General features: G+C 39.8%; 23 protein-coding genes. All 23 read right to left on the bottom strand.

Translation table 11 applies throughout. The features are described 5' to 3' along the window. Positions 1-80 precede the first annotated feature (80 nt). Positions 81-1,418, bottom strand: a complete 1,338-nt coding sequence (locus HMPREF2805_RS00540; protein ID WP_075230992.1) for a PFL family protein — start codon at positions 1,416-1,418, stop codon at positions 81-83. A 9-nt stretch (positions 1,419-1,427) separates the two neighbouring features. After that, entirely contained in the window at positions 1,428-1,694 is a 267-nt protein-coding gene (locus HMPREF2805_RS00545; protein ID WP_000644115.1) for an ACT domain-containing protein, read from the bottom strand. Between the two features lie 465 nt (positions 1,695-2,159). Beyond that, positions 2,160-2,546, bottom strand: a complete 387-nt coding sequence (gene rplQ / locus HMPREF2805_RS00550; protein WP_000331493.1) for a 50S ribosomal protein L17 — start codon at positions 2,544-2,546, stop codon at positions 2,160-2,162. Positions 2,547-2,557: 11 nt separating this feature from the next. After that, a complete protein-coding gene (locus HMPREF2805_RS00555) occupies positions 2,558-3,493 on the bottom strand; it encodes a DNA-directed RNA polymerase subunit alpha (protein ID WP_000568996.1) in 936 nt (311 codons plus the stop codon). Positions 3,494-3,535: 42 nt separating this feature from the next. Beyond that, a complete protein-coding gene (rpsK, locus tag HMPREF2805_RS00560; RefSeq protein WP_001118385.1) occupies positions 3,536-3,919 on the bottom strand; it encodes a 30S ribosomal protein S11 in 384 nt (127 codons plus the stop codon). A gap of 17 nt (positions 3,920-3,936) precedes the next feature. Further along, positions 3,937-4,302, bottom strand: a complete 366-nt coding sequence (gene rpsM, locus HMPREF2805_RS00565; protein ID WP_000090783.1) for a 30S ribosomal protein S13 — start codon at positions 4,300-4,302, stop codon at positions 3,937-3,939. 17 nt (positions 4,303-4,319) lie between these two features. Next, a complete protein-coding gene (rpmJ, locus tag HMPREF2805_RS10420) occupies positions 4,320-4,436 on the bottom strand; it encodes a 50S ribosomal protein L36 (protein WP_001808836.1) in 117 nt (38 codons plus the stop codon). 24 nt (positions 4,437-4,460) lie between these two features. Beyond that, a complete protein-coding gene (gene infA, locus HMPREF2805_RS00570; RefSeq protein WP_001029883.1) occupies positions 4,461-4,679 on the bottom strand; it encodes a translation initiation factor IF-1 in 219 nt (72 codons plus the stop codon). 117 nt (positions 4,680-4,796) lie between these two features. Next, complete coding sequence (locus HMPREF2805_RS00575) at positions 4,797-5,435, bottom strand: adenylate kinase (protein WP_075230993.1); 639 nt, start codon at positions 5,433-5,435, stop codon at positions 4,797-4,799. Between the two features lie 155 nt (positions 5,436-5,590). After that, on the bottom strand, positions 5,591-6,901 hold the full coding sequence (gene secY, locus HMPREF2805_RS00580) for a preprotein translocase subunit SecY (protein WP_075230994.1): 1,311 nt from the start codon (positions 6,899-6,901) through the stop codon (positions 5,591-5,593). A 12-nt stretch (positions 6,902-6,913) separates the two neighbouring features. Continuing rightward, positions 6,914-7,354: a 50S ribosomal protein L15 gene (gene rplO / locus HMPREF2805_RS00585; RefSeq protein ID WP_000766079.1), complete on the bottom strand. Its 441-nt coding sequence runs from the start codon at positions 7,352-7,354 to the stop codon at positions 6,914-6,916. Between the two features lie 146 nt (positions 7,355-7,500). Further along, on the bottom strand, positions 7,501-7,683 hold the full coding sequence (gene rpmD, locus HMPREF2805_RS00590) for a 50S ribosomal protein L30 (RefSeq protein ID WP_000057243.1): 183 nt from the start codon (positions 7,681-7,683) through the stop codon (positions 7,501-7,503). 13 nt (positions 7,684-7,696) lie between these two features. Then, positions 7,697-8,191, bottom strand: a complete 495-nt coding sequence (rpsE, locus tag HMPREF2805_RS00595) for a 30S ribosomal protein S5 (RefSeq protein WP_000874203.1) — start codon at positions 8,189-8,191, stop codon at positions 7,697-7,699. Positions 8,192-8,208: 17 nt separating this feature from the next. Further along, positions 8,209-8,565 (bottom strand): 50S ribosomal protein L18, encoded by a 357-nt coding sequence (rplR, locus tag HMPREF2805_RS00600; RefSeq protein ID WP_000624044.1) that lies wholly within the window; start codon positions 8,563-8,565, stop codon positions 8,209-8,211. A gap of 83 nt (positions 8,566-8,648) precedes the next feature. Then, positions 8,649-9,185 (bottom strand): 50S ribosomal protein L6, encoded by a 537-nt coding sequence (gene rplF / locus HMPREF2805_RS00605; RefSeq protein WP_000086625.1) that lies wholly within the window; start codon positions 9,183-9,185, stop codon positions 8,649-8,651. Positions 9,186-9,371: 186 nt separating this feature from the next. Next, positions 9,372-9,770, bottom strand: a complete 399-nt coding sequence (gene rpsH / locus HMPREF2805_RS00610) for a 30S ribosomal protein S8 (RefSeq protein ID WP_000245504.1) — start codon at positions 9,768-9,770, stop codon at positions 9,372-9,374. Positions 9,771-9,982: 212 nt separating this feature from the next. Then, a complete protein-coding gene (locus HMPREF2805_RS00615) occupies positions 9,983-10,168 on the bottom strand; it encodes a type Z 30S ribosomal protein S14 (RefSeq protein ID WP_001085699.1) in 186 nt (61 codons plus the stop codon). 17 nt (positions 10,169-10,185) lie between these two features. Next, on the bottom strand, positions 10,186-10,728 hold the full coding sequence (gene rplE / locus HMPREF2805_RS00620; protein WP_000013542.1) for a 50S ribosomal protein L5: 543 nt from the start codon (positions 10,726-10,728) through the stop codon (positions 10,186-10,188). A gap of 23 nt (positions 10,729-10,751) precedes the next feature. Beyond that, positions 10,752-11,057, bottom strand: a complete 306-nt coding sequence (gene rplX, locus HMPREF2805_RS00625) for a 50S ribosomal protein L24 (protein ID WP_000497691.1) — start codon at positions 11,055-11,057, stop codon at positions 10,752-10,754. An 83-nt stretch (positions 11,058-11,140) separates the two neighbouring features. Continuing rightward, positions 11,141-11,509 (bottom strand): 50S ribosomal protein L14, encoded by a 369-nt coding sequence (gene rplN, locus HMPREF2805_RS00630; RefSeq protein ID WP_000616548.1) that lies wholly within the window; start codon positions 11,507-11,509, stop codon positions 11,141-11,143. A gap of 25 nt (positions 11,510-11,534) precedes the next feature. Continuing rightward, entirely contained in the window at positions 11,535-11,795 is a 261-nt protein-coding gene (gene rpsQ / locus HMPREF2805_RS00635; protein ID WP_000440801.1) for a 30S ribosomal protein S17, read from the bottom strand. A gap of 24 nt (positions 11,796-11,819) precedes the next feature. Then, the gene (gene rpmC / locus HMPREF2805_RS00640; RefSeq protein WP_075230995.1) at positions 11,820-12,026 is read right to left on the bottom strand and encodes a 50S ribosomal protein L29; all 207 of its coding nucleotides are present in this window, start codon (positions 12,024-12,026) and stop codon (positions 11,820-11,822) included. A gap of 9 nt (positions 12,027-12,035) precedes the next feature. Next, positions 12,036-12,449: a 50S ribosomal protein L16 gene (gene rplP, locus HMPREF2805_RS00645; protein ID WP_000960948.1), complete on the bottom strand. Its 414-nt coding sequence runs from the start codon at positions 12,447-12,449 to the stop codon at positions 12,036-12,038. Between the last annotated feature and the right edge of the window lie 3 nt (positions 12,450-12,452).

Consider the following 12,452-nt stretch of genomic DNA (forward strand, 5'->3'; position numbering starts at 1 on the left):
TAAAGTTAGGAGGTCTTTATTTAATGATTATAGTATACCTGTCTATCCTTAAACCCAACTTAAACAGATTCCATTTCTTTTTAATTTTTAAAACTATGGATTGGAGCTGGAATTTGCCCTCCACGAGCAATGAAGTCAACAGACGAGGCACCGTTAACTTTCATGACTGGAGCCGTTCCTAGAAGGCCACCAAATTCAATCATATCGCCTTCTTTTCCTTTTGGAATAATACGTACAGCAGTTGTTTTCATATTGATGACCCCGATAGCAGCTTCATCCGCAATCATTGCCGCAATCGTTTCCGCAGGTGTATCCTCAGGAATGGCAATCATATCCAAACCAACTGAACAGATAGCTGTCATAGCTTCTAATTTTTCCAAATTAAGGGAGCCGTTTTGCACTGCAGCAATCATCCCCTCGTCCTCAGAAACTGGGATAAAAGCCCCTGACAAACCACCAACTTGGTTGCAAGCCATAACTCCACCTTTTTTAACTTGGTCGTTCAAGAGAGCCAAAGCAGCAGTCGTTCCATGAGTCCCAACTGTCTCTAACCCCATTTCTTCAAGAACACGAGCTACAGAATCACCCACTGCTGGAGTTGGAGCTAAACTCAAATCGACAATCCCAAAATCAACTCCGAGGCGCTCACTAGCCATTTGACCAACCAATTGACCAATGCGGGTAATCTTGAAGGCTGTCTTTTTAACAGTTTCAGCAACAACATCAAAGCTCTGACCTCGAACCTTTTCCAAGGCACGTTTGACAACACCCGGTCCTGAAACACCTACATTGATGATGACATCTGCTTCACCAACTCCATGGAAGGCACCTGCCATAAAAGGATTGTCCTCTACCGCGTTGGCAAATACAACTAATTTAGCAGCACCCATATCAGACAGAGAAGCTGTCTCCTTGATAATACGCCCCATATCTGCTACTGCAGTCATATTGATACCCGATTTGGTAGAACCGATATTTACCGATGAACAAACCTTATCTGTTTCTGCCAAAGCACGAGGAATCGAATTGATGAGAATCTCATCACCTTTTTGGTAACCCTTTTGTACCAAGGCAGAAAAACCACCAATAAAATCAACACCAATTTCCTTAGCAGCTCTGTCCAAAGCCTTGGCTAATGGAACATAGTCCCTTGCATCTGTAGCAGCACCGATCAAGGAAATTGGAGTTACGGACACACGTTTATTTACAATGGGAATTCCTAACTCAGCCGCAATTTCATCTCCAACAGCCACTAAATTAGCCGCCTTGGTTGTAATCTTTTGATAAATTTTCTCCGCAGCACGATTGATATCTGGATCGATACAGTCCAAAAGGGAAATCCCCATGGTAATGGTTCTAATGTCAAAGTTTTGCTCCTCAATCATAGCGATTGTTTCGGTAACTTGTCTAATATCCATAAATACCTCCTAGATATTGTACATAGCATCAAAAATAGCCGCACTTTGAATATTGATTTTGACATTCAAAGTCTGACCAAAAACCTCAAATTCGTTTCTAAGATGAGTAAAATCTTGTTTTTCATCACTAGATACCACAGCCATCATTGTAAAGAATTCGTCCAAGACTGTTTGTGAGATATCATCAATATTTAAGCCTAATTCAGCAATTTTTGTCGCAACACCTGCAACAATTCCAGATTTATCTTTACCAACAACAGTAATAATAGCTTTCATGATTAAACTCCGTTTCTAACACAGAACAATATCCATTTCGGCCAAAAACAAAATAAAAAAGGGGGGATAGAGTAACTAAATCACTTAATAGTGAACAATTATCCAAGTTGAAACCCTAAAAAATCTCTTAGTTGATCTTGTACCAGACTAGTATTTTTTTACTAGGTCGCTAGTTTAGAACTTGAAACTGATAGTATATTAGCTCATAACCTCTTTATAGAATATTTTTGAAAAAATGAACATTGTTGATTTTCGTTTTCAATAGTATAGCATATTTCTTAATAAAATACTCAAAAACGCCTGCTTACGAAATTGTTCTTTAGTAAAAAACAATTTCGTAAACAAGCGTCTACCTTATCATCTTATGATGAGTGTTCCCGCTAGGACATAAGTCCTAGCGGTAGACCAGAGCTAGACTAAGAGCACAAGACCCCATCATCATAACACTCAACAAAATTGATGATTTTATACTAATTCGATGATCGCCATTGGCGCTGCATCACCACGACGTGGTTCAGTTTTAAGGATACGAGTGTATCCACCGTTACGCTCAGCATAACGAGGTGCGATTTCTGAGAACAATTTTTGAAGTGCTGTAGTAGAAGTGTACTTATCAGTTGCTTCATCATAGTTTTCAGATGCGATTTCATTACGTACGAAAGCAGCTGCTTGACGACGTGCATGCAAATCACCACGTTTACCTAGAGTAATCATTTTTTCAACAGTTTTACGGATTTCTTTAGCACGAGCTTCAGTTGTCACGATTGATTCGTTGATCAAAAGGTCAGTTGTCAAATCGCGAAGCATTGCTTTACGTTGTGAGCTAGTGCGTCCTAGTTTACGGTAAGCCATTTATTCCTCCTTTATTTATCTTTTAATCCAAGACCCAAATCAATGAGTTTGACTTTCACTTCTTCCAAACTCTTGCGTCCAAGATTTCTTACTTTCATCATCTCTGCTTCAGATTTTTCTGTCAAATCATGCACAGTGTTGATACCGGCACGTTTCAAACAGTTATATGAACGCACAGACAAGTCAAGTTCCTCAATCGTACGTTCCAAGATACGGTCGTCCGATTCAGTATCAGCTTCTTTCATCACTTCTGCTGACTTAGCAATCTCTGTAAGATTTGTAAACAAATCAAGGTGCTCTGTCAAGATACGTGCTGAAAGCCCTAAAGCATCTTCTGGAATAATTGTTCCATTAGTCAAGATTTCAAGGGTTAATTTGTCGAAACCATCATTGCTACCTACACGAGCAGGTTCAACTTGATAGTTGACTTTTGTAACTGGTGTATAAATAGAATCTACAGCAAGTGTTCCAACTGGTGCATTATCTTTTTTATTTTCATCAGCAGGTACATATCCACGACCACTGTTAACAGTCATTGTCGCCTTTAGAGAAGAACCTTCACCGATTGTAAAGAGATAATGATCTGGATTTACAATTTCAATGTCGCTATCTGTCAAGATATCTCCAGCTGTAATTTCAGCAGGACCTTGCACATCTAGTTCAATGATCTTTTCGTCTTTAACGTAAGATTTTACTGCAATACCTTTGATGTTCAGAATGATTTGCATCACGTCTTCGCGAACACCCGGAACTGTATCAAATTCATGCAATACACCTTCGATATTGATAGATGTTACAGCAGCCCCTGGAAGAGAAGCTAGAAGTACACGACGAAGAGAGTTACCAAGTGTTGTACCGTAACCACGTTCAAGCGGTTCGATTACAAACTTGCCATAATCTTTATTTTCATCAATTTTTGTTATATTTGGTTTTTCAAACTCGATCATTTAGTTACTCCCTCTTAAACGAAAAGCAGTGTAAGGTTATGATTATACACGGCGACGTTTTGGAGGACGAGCACCATTGTGTGGCACTGGAGTCACATCACGAATTGCTGTTACTTCAAGACCAGCGGCAGCAAGAGCACGAATAGCTGACTCACGACCAGAACCTGGACCTTTAACAGTAACTTCAACTGACTTAAGACCGTGTTCTTGTGCAGATTTAGCAGCAGCTTCTGAAGCCATTTGAGCAGCAAATGGTGTAGATTTACGAGAACCTTTAAAACCAAGAGCACCAGCTGATGACCAAGCAATTGCATTACCATGCACATCAGTAATCATAACAATAGTGTTATTAAATGTAGCGTGAATATGAGCAATACCAGATTCGATATTCTTTTTCACACGACGTTTACGTGTTGGTTTAGCCAAGACTTTTACCTCCTATATTATTTTTTCTTACCAGCAATCGCAACAGCTTTACCTTTACGAGTGCGAGCGTTGTTTTTAGTGTTTTGTCCACGGACAGGAAGTCCACGACGGTGACGGATACCACGGTATGAACCGATTTCCATCAAACGTTTGATGTTCAAGTTAACTTCACGACGAAGGTCACCTTCAACTTTAATTGCATCCACTTCACGACGGATAGCATCTTCTTGATCTGGTGTAAGATCGCGAACACGTACATCTTCTGAAATTCCAGCAGCTGCCAAGATTTTCTTAGATGTTGGAAGTCCGATACCGTACACATAAGTCAATGAAATTACTACGCGTTTGTCATTTGGAATGTCAACTCCAGCAATACGAGCCATGTTTTCTCCTTTCTATCTTATCCTTGACGTTGTTTGTGTTTTGGATTTGCTGGGCAAATTACCATAACACGACCATTACGACGAATTACTTTACAGTATTCGCAAATTGGTTTGACCGATGGTCTTACTTTCATTTCTTATCCCTCCAAGTTTTTCGATTATTTAAAGCGGTAAGTGATACGTCCACGTGTCAAGTCATATGGACTCATTTCGACAGTAACACGATCTCCCGCTAAAATACGAATATAGTTTTTACGAATTTTACCAGAAACTGTTGCTAAAATCTGATGTCCATTTTCAAGTTCAACCGTAAACATTGCATTCGGCATAGTATCAACTACTTTACCTTCAACTTCAATCACATCGTCTTTTGCCACGCAAAAGTACCTCCATAAATTTCGATTTGATGCCTCTAGACACAGAGACAACAATTATAAGTCAGACTAACTCAGTATAACATTTGTAGAGACATTTTGCAAGCATGAAAAACGCTTTTATTTCAATTTTGTCAATACTTTTTCGATATCTGCAAAGACATCATTGATATCTTGGTTACCTTCGATATCATGTACCAAACCTTTTGCACGATAGTGGGCAATAATTGGTTCACCTTGGGAAATATTAACATCCAAACGACGTTTTACTGTTTCAGGTTTGTCATCTTCACGTTGGTAATAGTCTTCTTCTTTGTAGTCAACTGGTGGGTTGAAAACTTTATGGAAAGTTTCACCAGTTTCACGGTGAATGATACGACCACTCAAACGCTCCAAAAGGCAATCTGGATTTACTTCGATGTTAATAACACCTTCAAGTTCAATCCCTAATTCAGCTAAAGTTTTATCCAAGGCATGAGCTTGCTCAATTGTACGTGGGTATCCGTCCAACAAGAAACCAGTTTCTTTAATGTCATCTTGTGAAAGACGCTCTTTCACAATACCATTTGTAACTTCATCTGGAACCAACTCGCCTTTGTCGATATAAGACTTAGCTAAGACACCCATTTCAGTTTGGTTAGCCATTGCCGCACGGAACATATCACCTGTTGAGATATGAGCAACATGGAATTGTTCAACAATTTTTGCTGCTTGTGTACCCTTACCTGCACCAGGTAAGCCCATAATCAAAAGATTCATGATTCAAACTCCTTTTTTGTTTTTAAATAGAAGCAAAAATTCATTTCAACTCCTATTTAAAAACAAAATAGAAGAGAGGAGATAAAAATCTGACAAGGTCTTTGATTTTTAAACTCCACTCTCTGAGCAATAGTGAATTTTCTTTTCTATTACAATTATTCTGTTGTATTCATGAAACCAACATACTTACGTTTCAATAAATAACCTTCCAATTGTTTAATTCCTTCAATACCTGTTGAGATAATGATCAAAAGACTTGTTCCCCCAAAAGCAACGACTTCTGAAAGACCGAATAAATCCTTAGCTACAATAGGTAAAATAGAAATGACACCTAGGAAGAGGGAACCGACTGTTGCGAGACGACGAAGAAGTTTTGACATATACTCTTCTGTCCCTTTACCAGGACGGACACCGTGGATATAAGCACCGCTCTTTTGCAAATTTTCTGCTGCCTTCTCTGGATTAATCTGTACAAATGTATAGAAGAATGTAAAGAGGATAATCAACAGAGCGTACAAAGCGATACCTGTAGGGGCTGTTGTGGAGAGCAACTCCTGAGCACTACGTACCCAGGCCCAATCAAGACCAGATGCACTTACAAATTGTAAAATTGCCGCTGGTGCTGCTGTAATTGAGCTAGCAAAGATAACTGGAATAACTCCTGCAGGGTTAATCTTCAATGGAAGATAGGAACTTGATGGTGCTCCTTGTGCTACCTTAGTATACTGAATTGGTATCTTATATTCAGCTTGTTGAACATAAGTTGTAAAGTAAACAATCAATAAGACTGCTACAATTAAGATAGCAACAAAAATGAGGGATGAAGTCAAGCGACTGCTTGGTACATTGACAAAGTAGTCAACATAAATCCCCTTGATCATATCAGGAATTGAAGCAACAATCCCCGCAAAGATAATCATGGAAACACCATTTCCATAACCCTTATCAGTAATTTGCTCTCCCAACCAAGTTACAATCATACTACCCGCTGTTAGGATTGCTCCAATCACAAGGAAAACTTGTGGTGTTAAAGGAACAGTCAAAAGTTTGGCTCCAGATAAAGCATTAAAACCAGCAGTAATTCCGACAGATTGCACGAATGCAAGAACAAGGGCAATATATCGAGTTGCCTGGTTCAATTTTCTACGACCAACTTCCCCTTGTTTGCCCCACTCTACAAACTTTGGTAATAAATCCATTTGTAAGAGTTGGACAACGATAGAAGCAGTAATGTATGGACTAACACCAAGTGCAAAAACTGAAAAGTTTTTCATGGCATTACCAGACACCAAACTTAACATATTTAGAAAAGATAGACCACTCAAAGCATTCAAGCTATTGGCATTCACCCATGGAACCGTAATGCTAGTCCCGATACGGAAGACAAAGACGATAAAAATTGTAAAAAGAATTTTTGATCGAACTTGCTTGACTTTGAAGGCTTCTCTCAATAATTTAAAAAACATAGGTCACCTCTCTTAGATGACTTCTACTGAACCACCTTTAGCAGTGATAGCTTCTTCAGCTGATTTAGAGAATTTAGCTGCTTTTACAGACAATTTCTTAGTCAACTCACCGTTACCAAGAATTTTGATACCTGATTTTTCAGCTTTAACAATTCCTGATTCGATAAGAACAACTGGAGTTACTTCTGCACCATCTTCAAAGACGTTCAATTGGTCAAGGTTAACAATTGCGTATTCTTTAGCGTTGATGTTAGTGAATCCACGTTTTGGAAGACGACGGAACAATGGAGTTTGTCCACCTTCAAAACCAAGACGTACTCCGCCACCGCTACGAGCTTTTTGACCTTTTTGACCACGACCAGATGTTTTACCGTTACCTGATGAAGTACCACGACCAACACGGTTACGAGTTTTACGAGAACCTTCTGCAGGTTTCAATTCATGAAGTTTCATTATATATTTTCTCCTCTTTTGTAAAATGCTAGCGCCGATAAGAGAGAAAAGGTTGTCTCTCCTATCAACTCGCCTATACGTTTGTCATCAAAGATGACTATATCTAGTTTTAGGGGATGGTATACTGCACATCCCCTAAAATTTAATTAGTTTACTTCTTCAACTGTTACCAAGTGAGATACTGCAGTAATCATACCACGTACTGCTGGGTTATCTTCTTTAATAACAGAGCTGTTCAATTTGCCAAGTCCAAGTGCTACAACAGTTTTACGTTGTGATGGAATGCGTCCGATTGGAGACTTAGTCAAAGTAATTTTAATTTGAGCCATTTTATCCCCTTTCTTATGCCAAATCAGAAACTGAAATACCACGAAGGGCAGCAACTTCTTCAGCGCGTTTCAATTGTTTCAAACCTTCAACAGTTGCACGAACAATGTTGATTGGAGTATTTGAGCCAAGAGATTTAGATGTAACATCAGCTACACCTGCCAACTCGATAACGGCACGAACAGCACCACCAGCGGCAACCCCAGAACCTTCTACAGCAGGTTTCAACAATACTTTAGCTCCACCGAATTCTGAAATAACTTCGTGTGGGATTGTTGTTCCAACCATAGGAACTTCGATCAAGTTTTTCTTAGCATCTTCTACTGCTTTGCGGATTGCTTCTGGAACTTCTTGAGCTTTACCAGTACCAAATCCTACGCGACCGTTGTGGTCACCAACGACTACAAGAGCTGCAAAACGAAGACGACGTCCACCTTTAACAACTTTAGTAACACGGTTAACAGCAACTACGCGTTCTTCTAATTCAACTGCATTGTCTTTAAATGCCATTTTCTAGTGTCCTCCTATTAGAATTTCAATCCGTTTTCACGAGCTGCATCAGCCAAAGCTTTCACACGTCCGTGATATAGATATCCACCGCGGTCGAACACCACTTCTGAAATACCTTTAGCGTTTGCACGTTCTGCAACGAGTTTACCGACAGCAACGGCTTGTTCAGTTTTTGTTCCTTTTGAAACTTCTTTGTCAAGAGTTGAAGCACTTGCGAGCGTTACACCCGCTACGTCATCAATAACTTGAGCGTAGATGCCTGTATTAGAACGGAATACGTTCAAACGTGGGCGATCAGCAGTTCCAGAGAGTTTTCCGCGAACGCGACGGTGGCGTTTTTGGCGGAGTTTGTTTTTATCTGGTTTAGAAATCACAGTTTTCACCTCTTTAGTTTTAAATCGTGTGCTATGCACAAAGTTGGAAACGATATTGATGGCTGAAAATCAACCACTCAATATTATTTACCTGTTTTACCTTCTTTAAGACGAACATATTCGCCAACGTAACGGATACCTTTACCTTTGTATGGTTCTGGTGAACGAAGGCTACGTACGTAAGCAGCTGTTTGACCAACTACTTCTTTTGAAATTCCGCTAACAACGATTGTTGTTGGGTTTGGAAGTTCAAAAGTAATTCCTTCTGGAGCCTCAACTTCGTCTGGATGTGATTTACCAACAGCCAAAACAAGTTTTGATCCTTGAAGTTGTGCACGGTAACCAACCCCACGCATTTCAAGTTGTTTCTTGAATCCTTCTGATACACCAATAACCATGTTGTTCAAAAGAGCACGAGTAGTTCCGTGGATAGTTTTCATTTCTTTTGAATCGTTTGGACGGTGAAGAGTTACTTCAGTACCTTCCACACGAATTTCAATATCTTTTGAGAACTCACGAGTAAGTTCTCCTTTAGGTCCTTTTACAGTTACAACGTTGTCATTGTTAGTGATTTCAACACCAGCAGGCAACACGATAACTTTATTACCAATACGTGACATGTTTTTATTCTCCTGTTAAATTGTCAGGCCAGAACGGCCAGTTTTCACGGGGTTAAATCGATTTCTCGATTTGAAGGAACATTTAGGTTTCAATTCAAAGTGAATCTAGGCATCGTCTCGCAGACATAACTTTGGGTTAGGCAAGAGACGATAACGACGAGTCACAAAGAAATTGGGAGCTAAATATTACCAAACGTAAGCGATAACCTCACCACCAACGTTCTTTTGGCGTGCTTCTTTATCAGTAAGCAAACCTTCAGAAGTTGAAAGGATAGCAATTCCAAGACCGTTAAGTACTTTTGGAAGGTCTTCACGTTTTTTGTAGACACGAAGTCCTGGTTTAGAAACACGTTTCAAGTTTGTGATAACTTTTTCACCGTTTGGTCCGTATTTAAGGAATACACGGATGATGCCTTGTTTGTCATCTTCGATGATTTCTACGTTCTTAACAAAACCTTCGCGTTTAAGGATTTCTGCAATCCCTTTTTTGATGTTTGATGCAGGTACTTCAAGTACTTCGTGTTTTGCTTGGTTAGCGTTACGAATACGAGTTAGGAAGTCTGCGATTGGGTCAGTCATAACCATTTTATTTTTCTCCTCTTACTAGTAGTTTGCAAGTTGCACTTGCTAGTTAATGATTGAGCTGGGCTCAGATAGTATTGACACATTCAAACAAGATAATCTCATTTGAACACGAGCTACAACCTGGGCAAAAAAGATAGATTTGTCTTGGAGCATCGCTCCTGCACCAAATCTCCTATTTTTGCTGGGGTTGTTACGCTCTTTGTATCATGATATTACCAAGATGCTTTTGTTACACCAGGGATTTGACCTTTATATGCCAATTCACGGAAGCAAACACGGCAAAGTTTAAACTTGCGGTAAACTGAGTGTGGACGTCCACAACGTTCACAGCGAGTGTATGCTTGAGTAGAGAACTTCGCTGGGCGTTTGTTCTTAGCAATCATAGATTTTTTAGCCATTAGTTATACCTCCTATATTATTTTGCAAAAGGCATTCCAAGGCCTGTAAGCAATGCACGTGACTCTTCGTCAGTGTTAGCAGTAGTTACGATAACGATGTCAAGACCACGAGTTTTGTCAACGTCATCAAAGTTGATTTCTGGGAAGATCAATTGTTCTTTCACACCAAGTGTGTAGTTTCCGCGTCCATCAAATGATTTTGTTGGAACACCATGGAAGTCACGCACACGTGGAAGTGAAACTGAAACCAATTTATCCAAGAATTCGTACATACGTTCACCACGAAGGGTAACTTTTGCACCGATCGCAACACCTTCACGAAGACGGAAGCCGGCGATTGATTTTTTAGCTTTAGTGATAAGTGGTTTTTGACCTGAGATAAGCGCCAATTCTTCAGCAGCTTTTTCAAGGCTTTTAGCGTTTGATACAGCTTCACCAACACCCATGTTCAAAACGATCTTATCTACTTTAGGCACAGCCATCACTGATGAGTAGTTGAATTGTTCTGTCAAAGCAGGAACTACTTCATTAAGATATTTTTCTTTTAAACGATTTGCCATTATACTTCTCCTTTCCTTCGTGATTAATCAAGCACTTCGCCTGATTTTTTGTTGTAGCGAACTTTTTTACCGTCTACAAATTTGTAACCAACACGACCAGCTACACCGTTTTTGTCCAAAACTTGAACGTTTGATACGTGGATAGCCGCTTCCTTCTCGATGATACCACCTTGAGGAAGTTCGTTAGTTGGACGTTGGTGTTTCTTAACGATATTAACACCTTCAACGATAACTTTGTTTACTTTTGGAAGGGCAGTAAGGACAACAGCTTCTGTTCCCTTATCTTTACCAGCGATTACGCGAACTTTGTCGCCTTTTTTTACAAACATTTTTTTCTCCTTTTATTCTTACGCCCAATGGGCACCCTGGCTAAGCCAGGGGACTGTGTTTGTTTGTTTTTGCTCTGTGAAAATTAAAGTACTTCTGGAGCAAGTGACACGATCTTCATGAAGCCACCTTCACGCAATTCACGTGCAACTGGGCCAAAGATACGTGTTCCGCGAGGAGTTTTGTCTTCACGGATGATAACTGCTGCGTTTTCGTCAAATTTGATGTATGAACCATCAGCACGACGAGCACCTGATTTAGTACGAACGATAACTGCTTTAACAACGTCACCTTTTTTAACCGCACCACCAGGAGTAGCTTGTTTTACAGATGCCACAATAACATCACCGATGTTCGCAAATTTACGTTTAGAACCACCAAGAACTTTGATAGTCAAGATTTCGCGTGCACCGCTGTTGTCTGCGACTTTCAAACGAGTTTCTGTTTGAATCATTTCAGTTTTCTCCTTTCAGGTTTGATTAGATGATAACCGCTTCTTCAACGACTTCTACAAGACGGAAACGTTTTGTAGCTGAAAGCGGACGAGTTTCCATGATACGTACGATATCGCCTTCTTTGGCAACATTGTTTTCATCATGTGCTTTGTATTTTTTAGAGTAGTTAATACGTTTACCATAGACTGGGTGGTTACGTTTTGTTTCAACTACAACTGTGATTGTCTTGTCCATTTTGTCAGATACAACACGTCCAACAAGAACTTTACGATTATTGCGTTCCATTGAAATTTCTCCTTCCCTAGTCTATTATTTCGCTTCAGATTGAACTGTTTTGATACGAGCGATTTGTTTTTTAACTTCTTTCAAGCTAGCTGTTTGTTCTAATTGACCAGTAGCAGCTTGGAAACGAAGTTCAAACAATTCTTTTTTCAATTCGTTTTCGCGCTTCGCGAGTTCTTCTTGAGAAAGACCACGAAGTTCTTTAACAAATTCTTTTACTTCATTAAGTTTCATGCCTTCTCCTTATTCTGCTTCACGTTTTACGAATTTACATTTAACTGGCAATTTGTGGCTTGCAAGACGAAGCGCTTCGCGAGCGATCTCTTCAGAAACACCAGCAACTTCAAACATTACTTTACCACGTTTAACTGGTGCTACCCAACCTTCAGGTGCCCCTTTACCAGATCCCATACGAACCCCGATAGCTTTAGCTGTGTATGATTTGTGTGGGAAGATTTTAATCCAAACTTTACCACCACGTTTCATGTAACGAGTCATGGCGATACGAGCAGCTTCGATTTGGCGGTTAGTGATCCAGTGGCTAGTTGTAGCTTGAAGACCGTATTCACCGAATGCTACTTCTTTTCCACCTTTAGCTTCACCACGCATTTTACCACGGAATTCACGACGGTGTTTAACACGTTTAGGTACTAACATTGG

Source organism: Streptococcus sp. HMSC034E03, assembly GCF_001811505.1.
Classification (GTDB): domain Bacteria; phylum Bacillota; class Bacilli; order Lactobacillales; family Streptococcaceae; genus Streptococcus.